This window comes from Streptomyces sp. NPDC003247 (assembly GCF_042888135.1).
Classification (GTDB): Bacteria; Actinomycetota; Actinomycetes; order Streptomycetales; family Streptomycetaceae; genus Streptomyces.
Genome location: NZ_JBIAPF010000001.1, coordinates 768,745 through 788,141 on the forward strand (window position 1 = coordinate 768,745; position 19,397 = coordinate 788,141).

18 protein-coding genes and 2 tRNA genes are annotated in these 19,397 nt (G+C 71.4%); 2 read left to right on the forward strand and 18 right to left on the reverse strand.

The genetic code is table 11. The features are described from left to right. Positions 1–24: 24 nt before the first annotated feature. From ACFYWQ_RS03235 to ACFYWQ_RS03280, 10 genes are all read right to left on the reverse strand, one after another. Positions 25–97, reverse strand: a tRNA-Ala gene (locus tag ACFYWQ_RS03235). A gap of 193 nt (positions 98–290) precedes the next feature. Further along, on the reverse strand, positions 291–524 hold the full coding sequence (locus ACFYWQ_RS03240; RefSeq protein ID WP_356572862.1) for a hypothetical protein: 234 nt from the start codon (positions 522–524) through the stop codon (positions 291–293). Positions 525–527: 3 nt separating this feature from the next. After that, positions 528–701, reverse strand: coding sequence for a hypothetical protein (locus ACFYWQ_RS03245; protein WP_385065153.1), 174 nt, complete (start codon positions 699–701; stop codon positions 528–530). Between the two features lie 355 nt (positions 702–1,056). After that, positions 1,057–1,129: transfer RNA gene (locus ACFYWQ_RS03250), tRNA-Ala, on the reverse strand. A gap of 289 nt (positions 1,130–1,418) precedes the next feature. Continuing rightward, positions 1,419–2,093: a histidine phosphatase family protein gene (locus tag ACFYWQ_RS03255; protein WP_389512290.1), complete on the reverse strand. Its 675-nt coding sequence runs from the start codon at positions 2,091–2,093 to the stop codon at positions 1,419–1,421. Then, the gene (rsfS, locus tag ACFYWQ_RS03260; RefSeq protein WP_389512292.1) at positions 2,090–2,536 is read right to left on the reverse strand and encodes a ribosome silencing factor; all 447 of its coding nucleotides are present in this window, start codon (positions 2,534–2,536) and stop codon (positions 2,090–2,092) included. The genes ACFYWQ_RS03255 and rsfS overlap by 4 nt, the downstream gene beginning before the upstream one ends. Positions 2,537–2,656: 120 nt before the next feature. Beyond that, on the reverse strand, positions 2,657–4,474 hold the full coding sequence (locus ACFYWQ_RS03265; protein WP_389512295.1) for a LytR C-terminal domain-containing protein: 1,818 nt from the start codon (positions 4,472–4,474) through the stop codon (positions 2,657–2,659). Between the two features lie 16 nt (positions 4,475–4,490). After that, positions 4,491–5,117, reverse strand: coding sequence for a nicotinate-nucleotide adenylyltransferase (nadD, locus tag ACFYWQ_RS03270; RefSeq protein WP_385065163.1), 627 nt, complete (start codon positions 5,115–5,117; stop codon positions 4,491–4,493). 79 nt (positions 5,118–5,196) lie between these two features. Next, complete coding sequence (locus ACFYWQ_RS03275; RefSeq protein WP_389512297.1) at positions 5,197–5,361, reverse strand: hypothetical protein; 165 nt, start codon at positions 5,359–5,361, stop codon at positions 5,197–5,199. A 157-nt stretch (positions 5,362–5,518) separates the two neighbouring features. Continuing rightward, on the reverse strand, positions 5,519–5,680 hold the full coding sequence (locus ACFYWQ_RS03280) for a hypothetical protein (protein WP_389512299.1): 162 nt from the start codon (positions 5,678–5,680) through the stop codon (positions 5,519–5,521). 140 nt (positions 5,681–5,820) lie between these two features. On the opposite strand from ACFYWQ_RS03280, the gene ACFYWQ_RS03285 reads away from it, so the two are divergent. Further along, entirely contained in the window at positions 5,821–6,918 is a 1,098-nt protein-coding gene (locus ACFYWQ_RS03285) for a M48 family metallopeptidase (RefSeq protein WP_389512301.1), read from the forward strand. Between the two features lie 47 nt (positions 6,919–6,965). Here ACFYWQ_RS03285 and ACFYWQ_RS03290 read toward each other — a convergent pair whose 3' ends face one another. The 5 genes from ACFYWQ_RS03290 to proB form a co-directional block, all read right to left on the reverse strand. After that, entirely contained in the window at positions 6,966–8,036 is a 1,071-nt protein-coding gene (locus tag ACFYWQ_RS03290; RefSeq protein WP_389512303.1) for a hypothetical protein, read from the reverse strand. 99 nt (positions 8,037–8,135) lie between these two features. Beyond that, entirely contained in the window at positions 8,136–8,747 is a 612-nt protein-coding gene (locus tag ACFYWQ_RS03295) for a hypothetical protein (protein WP_389512305.1), read from the reverse strand. A 159-nt stretch (positions 8,748–8,906) separates the two neighbouring features. Continuing rightward, entirely contained in the window at positions 8,907–10,193 is a 1,287-nt protein-coding gene (locus tag ACFYWQ_RS03300; protein WP_389512307.1) for a glutamate-5-semialdehyde dehydrogenase, read from the reverse strand. 93 nt (positions 10,194–10,286) lie between these two features. Continuing rightward, positions 10,287–10,883, reverse strand: a complete 597-nt coding sequence (locus ACFYWQ_RS03305) for a hypothetical protein (protein WP_389512309.1) — start codon at positions 10,881–10,883, stop codon at positions 10,287–10,289. 159 nt (positions 10,884–11,042) lie between these two features. After that, on the reverse strand, positions 11,043–12,170 hold the full coding sequence (gene proB / locus ACFYWQ_RS03310; protein ID WP_389512311.1) for a glutamate 5-kinase: 1,128 nt from the start codon (positions 12,168–12,170) through the stop codon (positions 11,043–11,045). A gap of 215 nt (positions 12,171–12,385) precedes the next feature. On the opposite strand from proB, the gene ACFYWQ_RS03315 reads away from it, so the two are divergent. Further along, complete coding sequence (locus tag ACFYWQ_RS03315) at positions 12,386–13,783, forward strand: polysaccharide pyruvyl transferase family protein (RefSeq protein WP_389512313.1); 1,398 nt, start codon at positions 12,386–12,388, stop codon at positions 13,781–13,783. Between the two features lie 285 nt (positions 13,784–14,068). On the opposite strand, the gene ACFYWQ_RS03320 is transcribed toward ACFYWQ_RS03315, so the two are convergent. From ACFYWQ_RS03320 to ACFYWQ_RS03330, 3 genes are all read right to left on the reverse strand, one after another. Continuing rightward, entirely contained in the window at positions 14,069–16,210 is a 2,142-nt protein-coding gene (locus tag ACFYWQ_RS03320) for a hypothetical protein (protein WP_389512315.1), read from the reverse strand. Positions 16,211–16,375: 165 nt separating this feature from the next. Next, positions 16,376–17,875, reverse strand: coding sequence for a D-ribitol-5-phosphate cytidylyltransferase (locus tag ACFYWQ_RS03325; protein WP_389512317.1), 1,500 nt, complete (start codon positions 17,873–17,875; stop codon positions 16,376–16,378). A 225-nt stretch (positions 17,876–18,100) separates the two neighbouring features. Then, on the reverse strand, positions 18,101–19,315 hold the full coding sequence (locus ACFYWQ_RS03330) for a hypothetical protein (RefSeq protein ID WP_389512319.1): 1,215 nt from the start codon (positions 19,313–19,315) through the stop codon (positions 18,101–18,103). Positions 19,316–19,397 lie beyond the last annotated feature (82 nt).

The window sequence follows — 19,397 nt, forward strand, 5'->3', positions numbered from 1 at the left end:
TTCTGATCCGGCGGGATCTGCTTGTGGAGCTAAGGAGAATTGAACTCCTGACCTCCTGCATGCCATGCAGGCGCTCTACCAACTGAGCTATAGCCCCTTGTGGCCTTGCGGCTAAGCCGCTTCTCGACCGTGTCGCCCGGTTTCCCCGGCGGCGACGCCAACATTACACGGTCCAGGGGGTGAACCACCAAATCGTTTCCGTTGCGTCCGGATTCGTGCGGGATGTCACGCGAGGTCAGCTCGGGTCCGGTGAGGTACGGCGGGATCCGGTGGGGTCCGGCGGGGCCCGGTCACGCGGTGACGAACGAATAGAACCGCTTGAGTGTGCAGTGCTCCTCGAGGAGCCGGCCGTAGATCGGCTCGCCCTCGAGTTCGCGGTACGTCTCGATCGGGTCGCCTTTTATGATCAGCGCCCGCGCGCATTCCTCGCACCAGTACTGGTAGTCGGAGTTGACCGGTTCCATGTCGCGGACGATCGGGGTGCCGCTGCCGCACCAGTCGCACTTCCGCCTGTGTGCACCCATCGATCAGCTCCAGCTGTGGCCGCAGGCCGTGCACACGTAGGAGATCCCGCCGTTGTCCCCGAGGACCTGGGCGACGAACGCGGAACCGCAGGAAGGGCAGCTGAGCCGGGTGGCCGTCCCCCGTGTCGACGCTGCTTCGAAGAGGTGGCCGACCTCTCCGAGGATGCTCGTAGGCATCGCTGCTCCCTCCCGTCGGGCCGCGCCCCCTTCCGGCCGTTTGATTCTGCCACGGCCGGGCCAATACGGTCAGCGACGCCTCAGTACCAGTCCGGACACGGCACCGGGCGGCTGTCGCCGCGAGCGCGAACATGCATGTGAGAAGCGCTTCCACAGAGGTATACGCCTGCGGGGCCCGAGTGACTCAGCCGCCGCGGGAACAGTCTGCCGAAATCGGCCGCGCGAGGGGAGCACCCGGATCCCGGTCCGGGCGTCACCCGGTGGACGCGGCCGTCGGGCAATGAAAAATCCCGCCCCCTGAGAGGGCGGGATCTTCTTCTACCGATCTTTGACGACTCCGGAGAGTGTCGATCAGTGGAGCTAAGGAGAATTGAACTCCTGACCTCCTGCATGCCATGCAGGCGCTCTACCAACTGAGCTATAGCCCCTTGCGTTCTTCCCGCTCGGCGGGGCGAACAAGAAGAACTTTAGCCTGCGACCTGCCGGAAAGTGAAATCCGGGTCCCCGGCCGGTCCCCGGCGCCCGGTCGACGGCCGGTCGGACACCGCCGGCGCCGGGTCCGTCCGGCCGTCCGGCGACCTTGATCGGCCCGACCGTCCGGACGACGCTCAGCCACCGCCATCCGGCCGCCACCGACGCCCGGCCACCGTCACCCGGCCGCCACCGACGCCCAGCCGCGTCACCCGGCCCGCCGTCGCTCAGTCGTCCAGTCGTCGCTCAGTCGTCGTCGCCGAGCACCGGCTCCGGCAGGGTGCCGGCGTTGTGTTCGAGGAGACGCCAGCCGCGGGCGCCCTCGCCGAGGACGGACCAGCAGCAGTTGGACAGCCCGCCGAGGCTCTCCCAGTTGTGGGCGTCCAGGCCGAGGAGACGGCCGATGGTGGTGCGGATCGTGCCGCCGTGGCTGACGACGACGAGCGTGCCGTCCTCCGGCAGCTTCTCGGCGTGCCGCAGCACGACGGGGGCGGCGCGGTCGGCGACCTCGGTCTCCAGTTCGCCGCCGCCGCGGCGGACCGGCTCGCCGCGCTTCCACGCGGCGTACTCCTCGCCGAACCGGGCGATTATCTCCTCGTGCGTCAGCCCCTGCCACACGCCCGCGTACGTCTCGCGCAGCCCCTCGTCGTGAGTGACCTCCAGGCCGGTGAGCGCGGCGAGCTCGGCGGCCGTGGACGCCGCCCGGGACAGGTCCGAGGCGACGATCGCGTCGGGCTGGAGGGAGGCGAGCAGCCGGGCGGCGCGGCGGGCCTGGGCGACGCCGGTCTCGGTCAGCCGGACGTCCGTCGTGCCCTGGAAGCGGCGCTCGACGTTCCACGCGGTCTGGCCGTGCCGCCAGAGGATGACACGGCGGCCGCGGCCCGGCGTGCGGCCGGCCGCGGCCTGCGGGCCGGCGCTCACCGCAGGTCCCCGAAGCCGCTGGTGTCCTCCTCGGCCGCCTGCAGCCGGGCGTGCTCGGCGGCCTTGCCGCGGGTCGCCTTGGCGTCCTCGGGCAGGTCGAGCTCGGGGCAGTCCTTCCACAGCCGCTCGAGGGCGTAGAAGACGCGCTCCTCGCTGTGCTGGACGTGCACGACGATGTCGACGTAGTCGAGCAGGACCCAGCGGGCCTCGCGGTCGCCCTCGCGGCGCACCGGCTTGGCGCCGAGATCCTTCAGGAGGCGCTCCTCGATCTCGTCGACGATGGACTTGACCTGGCGGTCGTTGGGGGCGGAGGCCAGCAGGAAGGCGTCCGTGATCGACAGCACGTCGCTGACGTCGTAGGCGATGATGTCGTGCGCGAGCTTGTCGGCGGCCGCCTGGGCGGCGGCGGTGATGAGCTCGAGGGAGCGGTCGGTGGCGGTCACTACACGGCTTTCCGTCGGCGGTCGTTTGACCTCAAGGGTCTCACGGACCGCCGACGGGACCCGGGCGACGGAGGCGACCGCACCCGGTGGTGGCCTCCGCCGGGCCCGTCGGCGGAGGGGCTAGGACGACGAGGGCTCGTAGTCCTGGCCCAGGACGACGGAGACGTCGGCGTTGGCGGCGACCGTGCCCTTCTTCACCGCGCTGGTGGACAGGCCCAGGGTCTTGGCGACCTCGGTGGCGTTCTCCTTCTGGGCGGCGTCCGCGTAGAGCACCTCGGAGGCGGACTCGGTGCCGGACGGCGTGGTGCCCTCCAGGAAGGTGAAGCCGCCGTTGAGGAGCACCACGCGCGCGTCCTCGGTGTTGGCCTTGGTGCCGCTGGCGTTCTGCACGGAGACGCTGACGGCGGCGTCCTGGTCGGGGCTCTTGGCGGTGCCGCCGAGGACGTCCTTGACGACGCTCGCGCTGGCCTCGGCGTCGAGCGTGCCGTCGGCCTGCACGGGCAGCAGGGCGGTCTTGTGGTCGCCGCCCTTGGCGAGGTCGGCGAGGCCGGCGAGGAACGCGCCGAGGTCCTTGTCGGTGAGCGAGGGGTCGAGGATCTGGGCCAGCGTCTGGACGGTGACCGTGGCGGCCTGGGCGTCGGAGGACACCTTGCGCAGCACGCCCTGCATGACCTGGCCGAACCGCTCCAGCTGGGCGTTCTGGGCCTCGCCCTCGGCGCGGTAGGTGGCGTAGGCGACGGCCATCTTGCCGCTGAGGGTCTGGTCCTCGCCCTTGTTGACCAGGGGGGCCTGGCCCTTCTCGGCGTCCGGGTCGGGGACGTCGGTGTCGGTGTCGACCTCGATGTTGCCGACCAGGTCGACGAGGTTCTGGAGGTAGGGGGTGTCCAGCCGCCAGGTGCCCTCGATGTCGGTGCCGAGGACGGTGTCCAGGGCCTCGCGGGTGCCGGCCGAGCCGTCCTCGTCGACCGACTTGGCGAGGGTGGTCGTGGTGCCGTCGTCGGTGGTGACGACGAGGGAGTTGGGCAGCAGGACGGTGGTGCCCTGCCCGGTGGTGGTGTTGTCGACGAGCAGCACCGTGGAGGTGCCGCCCTGGGCGGTGTCGTGCAGGTGGACGACGACGACGTCGCGCTTCTGGGCGGCGGCCGCGGTGGTGGTGCCGGTCTTCTTGTCGTCCGAGGAGGACAGGCCGGGCAGCTTCCCCGCGGACCAGAGGTAGCCGACGCCGCCGACCGCGGCCAGGGCGAGCACCACGGCCAGGGCGACGAGGCGGCTGCGGGCGCGGCGTTTGGCCTCCTCGCGGCGCTCGGTGCGGTTCTCGGTGAAGTTCAGCCAGTCGATGACGTCCTCGGAGTCACCGTCGGGTTCCTCGACGAACGCGAACTGCTCGGTCTGGTAGTCCCGTTGGCGGGGGACGGAGGCTTCCTGGTCCGGCGCGGCCGCCGTCTCCCGCGCGGCCGGTGCGGCCTGCTGGGGGATGTAGGCGGTCTGCTCGGCGGCGCGCGGCTGCTGCCCGCCGGCGGCGGTCTGCCCGTAGGGGTCGTAGGGCGCGTCGGACGGGCTGCCGCCCTGCGGGGCGTACGGGCCGGCGCCATACGGGTCCTGGACCGGAGCCTGCTGCCCGGTGTCGTACGGATCCTGGACCGGGGCCTGCCGCCCGGTGTCGTACGGATCCTGGACCGGGGCCTGCCGCCCGGTGTCGTACGGGTCCTGGACCGGGGCCTGCTGCCCGGTGTCGTACGGGTCGTAGGCGGGTGTCCGCTGCTGCCCGGCCGTGGCGTACGGGTCGTAGCCGTAGCCCTGCTGCTGCCCGTACGGGTCGTAGGCCTGCTGCGGGACCTGCTGCTGCGGGACCTGCTGGTACACGGGCCGGCCGTACTCGTCGTAGCCGACGAGCTCGTAGGCGTCTTCCCCGTGATCCGCGTCGTATCGGTCGTTCACCGGTACCCCTCTCGGCTCACTCGCCGCGGTACAGCTCGCGTTTGTCGATGTAGCGCACGACTCCGTCCGGCACCAGATACCAGATGGGGTCGCCCTTGGCGACTCTCGCTCGGCAGTCCGTGGAGGAGATGGCCAGGGCGGGCACCTCGACGAGGGAGACGCCGCCTTCGGGGAGTCCGGGGTCGTTGAGGTGGTGTCCCGGCCGGGTGACCCCGACGAAGTGGGCGAGGGAGAACAGCTCCTCGCTGTCCCGCCAGGTGAGGATCTGGCCGAGGGCGTCGGCGCCGGTGATGAAGAACAGGTCGGTGTCGGGGTTGAGGGCCCGCAGGTCGCGCAGGGTGTCCACGGTGTAGGTGGGACCGCCGCGGTCGATGTCGATGCGGCTGACCGAGAACTGCGGGTTCTCGGCGGTGGCGATGACCGTCATGAGGTAGCGGTCCTCGGCCGGGGAGACCCTGCGGTGGCTCTTCTGCCAGGGCTCGCCGGTGGGGACGAACACGACCTCGTCCAGGTGGAACTGCGCGGCGACCTCGCTGGCCGCCACGAGGTGCCCGTGGTGGATCGGATCGAACGTTCCGCCCATGACGCCGAGGCGGCGCTTGCCCGGGTTCGACGGGCCGGTAGGCATGTCCTGCTCTCCCATGCGTGCAGACCCTACCGGCCCGCCCTGAGGGCCCCGGCCGACGGCTGTCCGGGGTGCCCCGGTATGGACACGGTGTGCCTCAGCGGTCGCGGTTGAAGCGGGTGGTGACCCACAGCAGGAGCAGCAGGATGACGAACGCGCCCCCGCCGGTCAGCAGGGGGTTCAGGCTCTCGTGGTTGCCGCCGTGCTCCTCGCCCTCGGCGGCGAGGGTGACCAACTGGGCAGCGGCGCTGTGGAAGCTCATCTTCGGCAGGACCTATCGCGTGTGGGCGGGATAAAGATGTCGGCTCATCGTAAGCGGGCGCCTCTTGGCCCATCACGCCGACTCCACCGTTGGGGAGAGCCGTTGCCTCCCGGCGGCGGCGCGGCGGGCGCCCGGGGGGGGGAACCTTCCCGCCCGCTCAGTCGTCCTTCCGCTTGTAGCCCCGGAGCAGGAACCAGGCGGTCAGCGCGCAGCCCAGGACCATCACGATCAGGACGACCCGGAGAAGGTTCCCCGTCCCCTGCTGCTGGGCTGCGTCTGCGGCCTGGGCGATCCAGGCGGCTGCGGGGTGGTGCTCCATGGTGCGGGACTCCTTCGGTGTGGTGCCCGTCCACCGTAACTGCGCCTAGGCTGGGCCCCGCTTCGGGGGCGCAAAGGGCAGTACAAGGGTCCGCAAAGGGCCAGACATACGAGGGCCAGACACACGCACTGGGGGAAGACATGTCCGACGACGGCCACGAGCAGACCGGCCACGCGAAGGTGCCGAGCAGGCAGCGCAGGCGCTTCCCCGGGATCTCCTCGCGTGCGTACGAGCACCCGGCGGACCGTTCCGCGCTGGTGGCACTGCGCAAGCTGAGCGGCTTCGACACGGTCTTCAAGGCGCTCAGCGGGCTGCTGCCCGAGCGCAGCCTGAGACTGCTGTTCCTGTCCGACTCGGTCCGCGTCTCCGACCAGCAGTTCGCCCATCTGAACGACATGCTGCGGGACGCCTGTTACATCCTGGACCTGGAGAAGGTCCCGCCGATGTACGTCAACCAGGACCCGCAGCCCAACGCGATGTGCATCGGCCTGGACGAGCCGGTCATCGTGGTCACCACGGGCCTGGTCGAGCTGCTCGACGAGGAGGAGATGCGGGCGGTCATCGGGCACGAGGTGGGGCACGCGCTGTCCGGCCACGCCGTCTACCGGACCGTCCTGCTGTTCCTGACGAGCCTCGCCCTCCGGGTCGCCTGGATCCCGCTGGGCAACCTGGCGATCATGGCGATCGTGACCGCCCTGCGCGAGTGGTTCCGCAAGTCGGAGCTGTCCGCGGACCGGGCCGGGCTGCTCGTCGGACAGGACCTGAAGGCGTCGATGCGCGGCCTGATGAAGATCGCGGGCGGTAACCACCTGCACGAGATGAACGTGGACGCGTTCCTCCAGCAGGCCGAGGAGTACGAGGCCGGCGGCGACCTCCGCGACTCCGTGCTGAAGATCCTCAACGTGCTGCCCCGCTCCCACCCCTTCACCACGGTCCGCGCGGCCGAGCTGAAGAAGTGGTCGGAGACCCGCGACTACCAGCGGATCATGGACGGCCACTACCCGCGGCGCAGCGAGGACAAGGACACCTCGGTCGCCGACTCCTTCCGCGAGTCGGCGTCGCACTACGCCGACCACGTCAAGAGCTCCAAGGACCCGCTGATGAAGCTGGTCAGCGACATCGCGGGCGGGGCCGGCGGTCTGGGCGGCCGGGTCCGGCGCGGCTTCGACGGCTTCACCAGCTCCCCGCCGCCGAACGACCGCCCGGCCGACGACGTGCCCCCGCGCGAGGACGACTGAGCGGACGGGGCGTCGCCGTTCCTGAGCGTCCTGCCGTGCGCCGGGGGTCACACCTTCGGCTGCGCACTCCCCGCCAGTGATCCGCACAGTGCCGTCGCTCCGCCCGTCGCGTACGGGTCGGTGCCGGCCGGGCCGCCCGCCTTGGCGGTCTGGCCGGCGAGCAGGGGCCTCAGGTGGTTGGTGGAGTCCTCGCCGCAGGACAGCGGTCCGGCCTGGACGTAGGAGACGATCAGCTGGGTCTGGCGCAGCCGCAGGTCGTCGCGGTCGAAGCGGAACTGGAGCTCGCGGCGGACGGTGAACAGCGAGGCCGGCGCCTTGGCGTCGGCTCCGGCCGGCCGCAGCGCGTACACGAAGGTGTGGTCGGCGGTGACCTCGAGGGTGGAGGAATCGGCCTCGGCGGCCTGGAGCGTGCCCTGGACGCGGATCTTGCGGTCGGCGAGCTCCGTGCTGGCCGGGTCGAAGCGGACGAGCCAGCCGGTCGGCGCGTGCCGCCCGTCCGCCGTCGGGCGGGCGAAGCTCTGGTCGAACTGGTCGAGCTGGTCGGGGTCGATCAGCACCCGCACGGGCCGCACCTGCCGGCCGGTGAGCACCTCCGGGTAGAGGGAGGAGCGCACGATGTAGTCCTTGGCGGTGGTCAGGGCGGTGACGACCTGGCTGTCGGAGAAGTGCGCGGTGCGCCGGGAGGCGGGCAGCGGGATGCCCTCGGCGCCGATGCGGTACTGGGCGGCGGGGCTGTGCGCGTACAGGTACTCGGGGTCGGCCGTGCCGGGCACGGCGCCCTGCGGGGCGAGCGGGATGACGGTCATCCGCAGGGGTTCCACGGTGCGGCGGGCGGTCGGGTTCTGGTAGGGGTGGCGGACGCCCATGTAGATCGCGGTGCCGAAGGCGAGGGCGATCAGGACGACCAGGACGAGCGCCTGCCGGGACAGGCCCCGGCGCGGGGGCGGACGGCGGCGGACGGCGGGCGCGTGGTCGGCGATGCGCTCCTCGGCGGAGTACTCCTGGAGGCGGGCAGCGCGGACGAACGATTCGTCGAAGACGACGGATCGGTACTCGTCCTCCGCTCCACCGGGAGTTCCCTCGGGTGTTCCCTCCGGTGGGTCTCCGGGCCCGCCCATATCTTCAGAGTAGGTCGCCGGAGGCTCGCATAAACGCCCTGGTACACGACAACTTCTGACATGTTCTCACCCATCGGCGAGGTGTCGTCGCGGCCGTGGTCAGGGCGTGCGCGGGACGGCCGAGACGGGTGGCCGATAAGAGTCGGCGGACGCGGACGGCGCGGTTCCGTTCCCCTGTTCGAGCCCGGTCGAGGCGGGCGGCGGCACCTGCTCCCGGCTGCCCGCGGAGGCGCCCCGGTAGACCGCGGCGAAGGCCAGCGCGATCATGCCGACGCCCATCACCAGGGCGAGTATCCAGGCGACGGGACGGTGCCAGCGGACCTGCTTGCCGTACGTCCCGAAGGTGCCGTAGCGGCGGTCCCAGCCGTCGGGGTCGTCACCGTCGTCCAGGTCGTCGTAGTCCGGGTCGTGGCCGAAGTCGCCCGGTCCGTCGGGGCCGTAGGGGTCGTCGTAGCGGTCACCGCGGGCGCGGGCGCGGCGCGCCTCGGCCTCGGAGGCCTCCGCTCTGGCCTGCGCGGCGGCCAGGAGGCGCTCGACGGCGGTCGGCTCGTGCACCACGGCCGCCTGTACGAAGGCCTCGTCGAAGACCACGGAGGCGAACTCTTCGTCCGACACCCCGCGGTCGTGGTCGTCGTCGGGCTCCCAGCCGTCCGGGAACGGCGTGCCCCCCACGTCCTCCGGCACGGATCCAGAGTAGACCTGGGGGGTCATTTTGGGCAGACGGTCCGGACATTCATCCGTCTGGTGAGACGCCTCTCACGGCCTCGCTCACGCCCCTTCCCGAGCCGTACGCCCCCGTGCCGGGGCCGTACGCCCCCCCGTCGGCGCCGCTCTGCCCGTAGGGGCGGGCCGGCCGCCGTGGGGCCGTCGTCAGCGCCGGACGTGCCCGTCGCCGGTGACGATGTACTTGGTGCTGGTCAGCTCGGGCAGGCCCATGGGGCCGCGGGCGTGCAGCTTCTGGGTGGAGATACCGATCTCCGCGCCGAAGCCGAACTGGCCGCCGTCTGTGAAGCGGGTGGAGGCGTTCACGGCGACCGTGGTGGAGTCGACCAGCTGGGTGAAGCGGCGGGCGGCCTGCTGCGAGGTGGTGACGATCGCCTCGGTGTGGCCGGAGGTCCACAGCCGGATGTGCTCGACGGCCTTGTCGAGCGAGTCGACGACCGCGGCGGCGATGTCGTACGACAGGTACTCCGTCTCCCAGTCCTCGGGCGTGGCCTCCACGACGGTCGCCTTGGAGTCCCCGGCGTACGCCAGCACGCGCTCGTCGCCGTGGACGGTGACCCCGGCCTCGGCGAGGGCGTCGAGGGCGCGCGGCAGGAACGCGGGGGCGATGTCCTGGTGGACCAGGAGGGTCTCGGCGGCGTTGCAGACGCTGACCCGGTGGGCCTTGGAGTTGATGAGGATCTCGACCGCCATGTCGAGGTCGGCCTGGGCGTCGACGTAGACGTGGCAGTTGCCGGTGCCGGTCTCGATCACCGGGACGACGGACTCGGCGACGACCGTCCGGATCAGCGAGGCGCCGCCGCGCGGGATCAGGACGTCGACGAGGCCGCGGGCCCGCATCAGCTCGCGGACGCTCTCGCGGCTCTCGCCGGGCACGAGCTGGACGGCGTCGGCGGGCAGCCCGGCACCGCCGACGGCGTCGCGGATCACCCGGACGAGGGCGGTGTTGGACTCGTAGGCGGAGGCCGAGCCGCGCAGCAGGACCGCGTTGCCGGACTTCAGGCAGAGGGCCGCCGCGTCCACGGTGACGTTGGGACGGGCCTCGTAGATGATGCCGACGACGCCGAGCGGGACGCGCACCTGGCGCAGGTCGATGCCGTTGGGCAGGGTCGAGCCGCGCACGACCTCGCCGACCGGGTCGGGCAGCGCGACGACGTCCCGGACGTCGGAGGCGATGGCCCGCACCCGCTCCGGGGTGAGCGTCAGCCGGTCGACGACCGACTCGGCGGTGCCGGCCTCGCGGGCCTTGGCGATGTCCCTGGCGTTGGCCTCGACGATCTCACTCGTACGGACTTCCAGCGCGTCCGCGATGGCGAGCAGCGCGTCGTCCTTGGCGGCCCGGGGCAGCGGCGCGAGGTCGGCGGCGGCGGCCTTGGCACGGTAGGCCGCCTGGGTGACCGGCGAGAGGGCGTCGTACGGCGAGAGCGTGGTCATACGGGAAGGGTAGTGCGCGGCGCGGGCCCGGACGGCGCTCGTTCCACACCCCGAGACACGCGGCGGGACCGCCCGGTGACCGTCCGGAGCGGGTCAGTACGGGTGCACTCCGACGGGCGTCGCGGGGGGCGGGCCGTAGCCCTCGGCGATGCGCTGGTGGTAGGTCTGGCGGTCGATGACCTCCAGGCCGACGATCTCCCACGGCGGCAGTCCGGCGGTCTGGCGGTGCTCGCCCCACAGGCGCAGCGCGACGGCGGCCGCGTCGTGCAGGTCGCGGGCCTCCTCCCAGTAGCGGATCTCCGCGTGGTCGACGGCGTAGCGGCTGGTCAGGAGGAAGGGGTGGTCGTGGGCGAGCTGTTCCAGGGCGCGCCGAAGCTCTCTGAGGTCGGCGTCCTCGCCGGAGACGCTGAGGGTGACGTGCCAGAGGCGGGGCAGGTCCTCGGGCCGGGTGGACTCCGGGCCGCCGCGCTCGGCTCCCCGGTAGCGCTCGCCGGCCGCGACGCTGGTCAGCGCTCGCTCCTCACCGCCCGGGCGTGCGGCGGGCCGGCCGGCGGCAGCGGAGGAGGTGGACGGTCCGGCGGCCGCGGCGGGCGGTGCGCCGGCCGGGGACGCGCCTCCGGCGGAGGGTGCCTCGCCGGTTCCGCCGGTACTCCCACGGGCCGCTGCCACCCCGGGGTGCACTCGTCTCACGACGGCCTCCTTCACGCAGCGCTCGTGCGGAATGTCCCGCGGAATATGTCCCGAAGACAAAGTTGAGCAGGCCGCACGGCTCCGCGGGGCGGTTTCACGGAACGTCCCCCACCGGTACTGACCGTTCGAGCGGGTGCGGGAGCGGCCGTTCGACGCCGGTCAGGGGTGCAGGATGACCAGGTCGTCCCGGTGGACGATCTCCCGCTCGTACTCGGCGCCGAGCTCCCGGGCCAGTTCGCGGGTGGACCGCCCGATCAGCTGGGGGATCTCCTTGGCGTCGAAGTTGACGAGCCCGCGGGCCACCGCGCGCCCCGTGACGTCGCGCAGCTCCACGGGGTCGCCCGCGCTGAACTCGCCCTCGACGGCGGCGATCCCGGCCGGCAGCAGCGAGGTGCGGCGCTCGACGACCGCGCGGACGGCGCCGTCGTCGAGGGTGAGCGAGCCCTGCGGGGTGGACGCGTGCTGGAGCCACAGCAGCCGGTCGGCGGAGCGCCGGCCGGTGCGGTGGAAGTAGGTGCCGGTGTCGCCGCCGGAGAGGGCGTCGGCCGCGTGGACGGCGCTGGTGAGGACCACGGGGATGCCGGCGGCGGCCGCGATGCGGGCGGCCTCGACCTTGGTGACCATGCCGCCGGTGCCGACGCCGGCCTTGCCGGCGCTGCCGATGTCCACCCCGGCCAGGTCGGACGGCCCCCGCACCTCGGCGATCCGCGAGGTGCCCGGCTTGCCGGGGTCGCCGTCGTACACGCCGTCCACGTCGGAGAGCAGCACCAGCAGGTCGGCGTGGACGAGGTGGGCGACGAGGGCGGCGAGCCGGTCGTTGTCGCCGAAGCGGATCTCGTCCGTGGCGACGGTGTCGTTCTCGTTGACGACGGGGAGGGCGCCCATCGCCAGCAGCTTGTCGAGGGTGCGGGAGGCGTTGCGGTGGTGGGCGCGGCGGCTCATGTCGTCGGAGGTCAGCAGGACCTGGCCGACGCGGACGCCGTAGCGGGCGAAGGAGGCGGTGTAGCGGGCCACGAGGAGGCCCTGGCCCACGCTGGCGGCGGCCTGCTGGCGGGCGAGGTCCTTGGGGCGGCGGCGCAGGCCCAGCGGGGCGAGGCCGGCGGCGATGGCGCCGGAGGAGACGAGGACGATCTCCCGCTCTCCCCCGCTGCGGCTCTTGGCCAGGACGTCGACGAGGGCGTCGACGCGGTCGGCGTCGAGTCCGCCCGAGGCGGTGGTCAGCGACGAGGAGCCCACCTTGACGACGATCCTGCGGGCCTCGCGTACGGCCTGCCTTGCCCCTGCCACCTGTGCTTCGTCCCCTCGCCTGGATCACGGCTGCCCTCCGGGCAATCTACGCGAAGGGACGCCCGGACGGCCTCCGGGTTTCACTCCCCGGACGCTCACGTTCCGTGGCGGTCCGGTCACGATGCCGTGATGGGGGAAAGGCTGTACGTCTTCCCCGCAGTGATGGAAGGCAGTCCAAATTTATTTTGAAGTTTCCGTCACTTAAAGTTCGCCCTGTGAAGCGCATACTCCTGAGATCGGGGAAGAGCCCCTTCGACGTGATCCCCGTCGAGGAAGCCCTCCACCGCGACGTGATCGCCACCAATTCCGGCAACCTGATCTTCAGTGATGCCACCCACAAGATCCTCACCACACCGGACAGTGAGGTCTTCTCCAACGGCATGCGCACCGACATCGGTGCGGCCGGGCGGATCAACGACGAATACGACGCCTTCGTCGTGCCGCTCGCCAACGCCTTCCGGCCGTCCTTCGAGGCCGCGCTGCAACGGCTGACCCGGCTGATCGGCAAGCTGAAGATCCCGGTCGTCGTCGTGGGCGTCGGCGCGCAGACCGGGGTGACCTACGACCCGGCGCGGCTGAAGGCCATGGAGCCCACCGTGCGCGCCTTCTGCTCGGCGGTGCTGAACCACAGCGCCTCGATCGGCGTGCGCGGCGAGTTCACCGAGCAGTACCTCAACGACATGGGCTTCAAGGACGTCGAGGTCATCGGCTGCCCGTCGATGTTCCTGTGGGGCGACACCCTCACCGTCGAGAAGCGGGTGCCGGCGCTGAACGCGCAGTCCCGGGTCGCGGTCAACGGCTCGCACACCGCGGTGCGCGGCGGAGGCCTGCACAAGATCATCGCGCGGGCGCACGGCCAGTACCCGAACCTGCGGTACATAGGCCAGAACCTCACCGACGCCAAGCAACTGCACTGGCGGGACGTGAACTCCCCGGCCGGCCGGATCACCGAGATGCCGACCCACCCCGACCACCCGATGTACCGCGAGGACAAGGCCCGCGTGTACATCGACCCGGTCACCTGGATCGACGACCTGCGGGACTTCGACTACTCGTTCGGCTCGCGCATCCACGGCAACATCGCGGCGCTGCTGGCGGGCACGCCCGCGACCGTGCTGGCCTTCGACTCGCGCACGCTGGAGCTGTGCCGCTACTTCGAGATACCGCACCGCCTCCTCAACGAGGTGCCCGCGGACCTCGATCCGGCGGTGCTGTACGAGGAGGCCGACTTCGGCCCGCTCACCGGCAACCACAAGGAGCGCTTCGACCGCTTCACGGCGTTCCTGGACAAGAACGGCCTGGACAACACCTTCACCCACGGCGACGGCGGCGAGGCCTTCGAGACGAAGCTGCGCTCGCTGTCCTTCCCGGCGGGCGTGCGCCCCTGGAACGACACCGGCGTGGCGTCCCTGACCAGCCGGTTCGGGTGGCTCCAGCAGCGCATCACGGACCTGGAGGGCGACAACGCCCAGCTGAAGAAGGACCTGGCCCGCTCCAAGGTCCTGGCCAAGGCGGCCGCCGCCAAGGCCGCGCTCCCCTCCCCCTCCATCTACCGCCGGGCGCGCCGCGCGGTCGGGGGCCCGCTGAAGCGCGCGCTGAAGCCGACGAAGTAGGCGCCGGCCGGCGGGGCGGATGTCACGGGTGCCCAGGGTCCCCCCGCCGGGCACCACGCGCCGCCCCGGCGCCGCCGGCCGGGCCGTCGGCACCGCCCCGGCCGCCGGCACGGTCGTGCACGGTCGTGGTGGATCCCAGGTGTCCCGCGCCACGGCACACGGAAACGGCTCGGCCCCCGGAGATCACTCTCCGGGGGCCGAGCCGTTGGGGTGGCGGGGACCGTGTCCAGCCGGGGGGGGCGGACGCCGGTCGCCTCCGTCGTCAGGCGGTCGTCGGACCGTCCGTCAGGCGGTCGTCAAACCGTCCGTCAGGCCGTCCGCAGCCACGCGCCCGTCGGTCAGGCCGTCCGCAGCCACGCGCTCGTCCGCCAGGGCGTCCGCAGCGTCCGCCGCGCCGGCCGCCGCGGCGACGGCCAGGGACTCCTGGCCGGCGTTGCGTGCCTCGGCCTTCAGCGCGAGGTCGGCCACGGCGGTGTTGAACTGCTCGATGGAGGTCGGCTCGTCGGGGCCGAGCAGGTACTCCTTGAGCTCCTTGCGGTCCTCGGCCAGCGGGTCGGCGGCCGGGGTGCGCACGGCGTCCAGCAACCGGTCCAGCTCGTCCGCGCCGTTGGACAGGATCACGGCCGCGCGCACGGCGGTGTTCTGCCTCCGGAACTCCTCCGCGCCCAGCCCGGCCGAGTCGGTGACCGCGTACGGCTTGCCGCTGGCGATGAAGTCGGAGACGACGCTGGAGATGTCGGAGACCATCGCCTCGGAGGCGTTGAAGCAGTCGTACAGGCGCGGTCCGGCGCCCGTGACGACCCGGTGCTCGAAGGAGGGGAAGGAGCGCCAGTAGGCGTCGTTCCACTCGGTGCGCAGCCGGGCGGCCTCCTCGTGCTTGCGCATGTCGACCAGGCCGTCGCGGGTGGTCACGGCTTCGTCGGCCTTGTCGTCGAAGGCGAGCGACAGGGAGTCCAGGCGGGCCTTGAGGCGGGTCAGGTCGGACTTGGCGCGGGCCTGGGCGTCCGCGTCCGCGGTGAAGCGGGCGTCGGCGGCGCGCTGGGCGGCGGCCTTCTTGATCAGCGCGGTGATCCGGCGGTGGGCGGCGCCCGCCTTGGCGCTGCGGGTGCCGGTGAAGGGGTGCGGCTTGTACAGGACGCGGACCGGGGGCTCGGCCGCGACCAGCTTCTTCACGATGTTCTCGCCGGCCAGCAGGATCGAGGTGTTGCCCGGGTTGTCGTCCCAGCCCTCCCAGGTGGGCGCGTACAGGACCGTCGGGATCCGTCCCTCGGACGGGCCCCGCCACGGCTCGATGGGGGCGAGCTGCGGGCGGCCGACCTCGACGATGTCCTCGTCGCGGATGCCGACGTCGGCGATGGCGTAGCGGTCGCGGCCCGCGCGGCCGGCGGTCCACACCTCGTCGTAGACCTTGCTGAACGGGTTGACGCTGGCGAGCTTGTCGCTGTCGCCGTGGCCGATGAAGACGTGCTTCATGGTGGGCACGCGCAGCAGGTGGATGTTCTTGCCGACGTTGGCCGCGTACAGCGCCACCCGCACCGTGGACAGGTCCATGTTCATCAGGTGCACCCCCCCGGGCACGCAGACGACGGGGACCGTGGTGGGCGCCATCTTCTCCAGGATGTAGCGCTCCCGCAGGATGACCAGCGGCCGGGAGTCCAGCTGCTCCATGGTCTCCAGCCACATGTTGACCTGGTACGTGGAGTCCTTGGAGCCGGAGAAGTACAGCACCGTCTCCGGGCGGTACTCGCGCAGCCAGGTGCTGACGGTCTTCAGCACCTTGTCGGCGGGCGGCGGGATCCGGTCGGCCCGCAGGTGCGGCACGAGCGCGAGGACGTAGAGCACGCCCAGGCCCACGGTCACGCCGACGCCCGCGTAGGCGGCGGGCGCGGAGTCGGTGAGGGCGTAGACGAGCAGGCCCACGACGGCCGCGAGGTCCAGGTGGAGCATCTTCACGCCGGCCCGGCTCAGCAGGCGGCGCGGCGGGGCGTCCGGGATGCGCATCCGGGAGGCCAGGTCGACGTTGCGGGTGACGACCGGCATCTGGCGGCGGTTGCCGATGAGGGTGACCAGCGCGCCGTGCGGGGCCTGGAGGCCGAAGAAGGCCGTGAAGCAGGCGATCGCTGCGTAGAAGGCGGGCTCCTCCGAGTGGCCCAGCCGGGCCAGCAGCAGGATGAGCAGCAGTTCCCGGATCAGGAAGCGGGTCGACAGGCCGGCTCTCACCTTGCCCAGCAGGGCGATGAGGTAGCTGCCCTTGCGGTGGAGGTAGAGGTCCGCCAGGTATGTCACGGCGGCCACGGCGGCGAAGGCGGGGACGCTCGGGACGAGCGCGGCCAGCATGAGGCCGGGGTAGCCCAGCGTCATGAGGGCCGCCGCGGCCAGCTCGGCCGCACTGCCCACCCGGGCGACCCGAATAGCGGTGCTTATCACGGAGGAACCTGCTCTGGGAGGGGTGCCGGTCATAGGGGAAAAGAGCCGGAAAGTCCGGAAAGTCCCCTGCGGGGGTTTCGGGAGTTTTACGGATTCAGGCCTCTGTGAATTCTCCGTAAACAAGGAGCCACAGAGGCCTGAATTCTCATGGCTATGAGCGCTCGATTATGCCACGCCGTCCTGTCGGTCCAGGACTCCGGCCAGGGCCTGCTCGAAACCGGAGGCCCGGCTGGCGTCGGCGGTCGGGTCCTGCTGGCGTACGTCGATGACGTGACCGGTCAGCTCGGACAGCAGCACGTCGAGGGAGGTACGGGCGACCGCCTCGGAGGACAGCAGGCTGCCGGCGGGCTCCTGGCCGAAGGCCTTGGTGCGCATCGGGGTCGCCGTGCGCTCGGGGTTGATGCAGTTGACGCGGACGCCGTCGCCGGCCCACTCGTCGGACAGGGCCTGGGTGAGATTCACCATGGCGGCCTTGGTCGAGGAGTAGAGGCTGTACTCGGCGCGCCCGCGGGTGTAGCTGCTGGAGGTGTACAGCAGCAGCTGGCCCTTGCTCTCGGCGAGGTACTTGTAGGCCGACCGGGCGATCTGCACGGGGGCCAGGTAGTTGACCTTCAGCGCTTCCTCGATGGTCGCGTTGTCGGTCTCGGCGAGCTTGCCGATGCGCAGCACACCGGCGGTGTTGACGACGTAGTCGATCCGGCCGGTCTCCGAGTACGCCTTGGACAGCGCGTCGTCGACCTCCTCCGGGTTCTCCACGTGGGTGCCGGTGGTGGAGCGGCCCAGGGCGTACACCTTGGCGCCGTAGGACTCGGCGAGTTCGGCGATGTCCTTGCCGATGCCGTACGAACCGCCGAAGACCACCAGGGTCCTGCCGGTGAGCAGGTCGCGGTAGGCCTCCTCGCCGTTCTGCTCGGGCGCGGCGGTGGAGGCGAGCTGGAAGAGCTTGTCGGCGATGAAGACGTCGACCGGCTGCGTCACCTTCATGTTGTACTCGTCGCCCGCGACGACGTGGATCGGCACGTCCGGCAGGTAGCGCAGCACGACCGTGCAGTCGTCGGTGGCCTGGAAGTTGGGGTCGCCCGACGCCACCTCGTACGCCCGGCGGATCGTCGACAGCTTGAACGCCTGCGGGGTCTGGCCGCGGCGCAGCCGGGAGCGGTCCGGGATCTCGGTGATGAACTCGCCGTCCTCGCCGTGGGTCCGGGTCACGATGATGGTGTCCGCGGACGGGATGGCGACGTCGACCGCCTGGTAGCGCTCGAGCGCGGCGACGCAGTCGTCGATGACGCGCTGCGAGAGCAGGGGGCGCACGGCGTCGTGGAAGAGGACGTTGAGGTCCTCGCCGTCGGCCAGCCCCTCGCCCAGGGCCGCGATGGCGCGCTCGGTGGTCTCGTTCCGCGTGGTGCCGCCCTCGATGACCCGGGAGACCTTCGTGAACCCGGCCTTGGCCACGATCTTCTCGACGTCGGGCACATAGCCGGGCGCCATCAGCACGATGATGTCGTCGACGGAGTCGGCGTGCTCGAAGGTGGTCAGCGTGTGCTCGATGACTGCCTTGCCGGCGATCTTCAGCAGCTGCTTGGGGATCGACAGACCCACCCGCTGGCCGGTGCCACCGGCCAGGATCACTGCGGTGGTACGGGGCTTGGCTATGTGCTGGGACACAGGTGACCTACCTTGGGGCGACAGGGAACGGGGAAATGGTCCCACTTGCGGTAACCGCGATGCAAGGTGAGCGCCCTTCCGTGCATATGTGCACGCCATCTGTCATTCACCTTGTCGGTCCGGCGATTGACGAGACATGAGGGCGCCTTCCTCGGAGACCCCGCGAAATCCTGTGAGTAAGTCCACAGGAAGCGGCGGCGGGCGGCCGGAAGCGGCGGAAAGCGCCTAGCGCCGCCGCAGCCGCCTCAGACAGCGGTGCCCCAACACTCTCACGAGTTCCTTCGACGGCGTCCCGTGCACCGTGCGCACCTTGCCGGAGGGTTCGGCGGCCACCGCGGCGAGCGCGCCGTACAACGCCTGAGCGGCGACTTCCGGTGAGATCCGGGGCTCCTCCTCGGGCTGCCCGGCCTCCTGTGCGGGACGGGGGGAGGGCTTCGGCACGGCGGACAGCAGGCCCGGATCGCCGATGACGCGCACGCCCATGGCCTCGATGCGCCCGGTCATCTCGGCGCCGATCGCGGCGGCCGCCTCGGCCGCCCAGGCCGGGGTGGAGATGCGCTCGTCGCGGGAGGTGGGGCTGCACGCGTTCTTCATATGCATGACCGCGCCGTGACGGACCAGCTTGGAATAGAGCTCGTCGGGAAGTCCATTGCCGCGGAATTCCTTATTGAGATTGCGCAGCATTTCGGTCTCGGCGAGCGTGAGCGAACGGTTCGCCGTGTCGGGCACGGGCTGCAGGAGCCGGTCCGGCAGGCCGAGCAGCGCCTCGAAGGTGCGCATCAGGCCGTCGCGGTCCCGGTCGTCGACCACCACGACGGTGACCCGGTCGGCCCCCACCACCCGCACCCACCGTTCGACGAGCCGGTCGTGCCGGTGGCGCCGCCAGAAGCTCGGGTTGGGCTTCTCGTAGGGCGCCTTGCGGAGCATGTGCTCCAGCCACTCCTCGTAGCTCATCCGCAGCCCGTTCTGCACGTACTGCTGCCACTGCGAGGGCATGATCCGCACCAGCGGGCGCAGGGTCACCAGGACGTGGACGCGCTCCCCGCCCAGCTGCTCGACGATCCGCGCGATCGCCGCGTCGTCGGGGGCGTCGGCGAAGAACTCGCTGCTGATCACCGACGTGCTCCGGCCGGTGGCGCGCACCTGCTCGACGAACCGGGTCCAGTGCTGCTCGGTGGGGGTGGCGTCACCCATCATCCCGGACCGGGCGCAGGCGGCCAGCACGGCCTGCATGGGGTGTCTGCTGGTCGCGGGGAACACGACGCCGTGCTCCGGCATCCGGTCCTTCGCCGCGAACAGGGCTCCCTGGATGGCGGTGGTCCCGGTCTTGTGCGGGCCGATGTGCAGCAGCCGGGTGCCGGTGGGCAGGGGCGCGGGGCGGCCGCGGGCCGCTCGGGTGTCGTTCACGTGCTGGTCGTCGCTCGTACAGTCCGTCTCCATGGTTAGGAGACGGTAAGAGCCGTTCCTTAGGCGAAGCTGAGAGGAGCCTGGGTGTGCGATGAGTGACCGCGGGTCCCGGGCT

Bases quoted from the DNA above. Each gene is read 5' to 3' on its own strand.
- ACFYWQ_RS03240 (WP_356572862.1), bottom strand. From the start codon at position 524: ATGGGTGCACACAGGCGGAAGTGCGACTGGTGCGGCAGCGGCACCCCG.
- ACFYWQ_RS03245 (WP_385065153.1), bottom strand. From the start codon at position 701: ATGCCTACGAGCATCCTCGGAGAGGTCGGCCACCTCTTCGAAGCAGCG.
- nadD (WP_385065163.1), bottom strand. From the start codon at position 5,117: ATGGGAGAGCAGGACATGCCTACCGGCCCGTCGAACCCGGGCAAGCGC.
- ACFYWQ_RS03275 (WP_389512297.1), bottom strand. From the start codon at position 5,361: ATGAGCTTCCACAGCGCCGCTGCCCAGTTGGTCACCCTCGCCGCCGAG.
- ACFYWQ_RS03280 (WP_389512299.1), bottom strand. From the start codon at position 5,680: ATGGAGCACCACCCCGCAGCCGCCTGGATCGCCCAGGCCGCAGACGCA.
- ACFYWQ_RS03285 (WP_389512301.1), top strand. From the start codon at position 5,821: ATGTCCGACGACGGCCACGAGCAGACCGGCCACGCGAAGGTGCCGAGC.
- ACFYWQ_RS03290 (WP_389512303.1), bottom strand. From the start codon at position 8,036: ATGGGCGGGCCCGGAGACCCACCGGAGGGAACACCCGAGGGAACTCCC.
- ACFYWQ_RS03295 (WP_389512305.1), bottom strand. From the start codon at position 8,747: ATGACCCCCCAGGTCTACTCTGGATCCGTGCCGGAGGACGTGGGGGGC.
- ACFYWQ_RS03300 (WP_389512307.1), bottom strand. From the start codon at position 10,193: ATGACCACGCTCTCGCCGTACGACGCCCTCTCGCCGGTCACCCAGGCG.
- ACFYWQ_RS03330 (WP_389512319.1), bottom strand. From the start codon at position 19,315: ATGGAGACGGACTGTACGAGCGACGACCAGCACGTGAACGACACCCGA.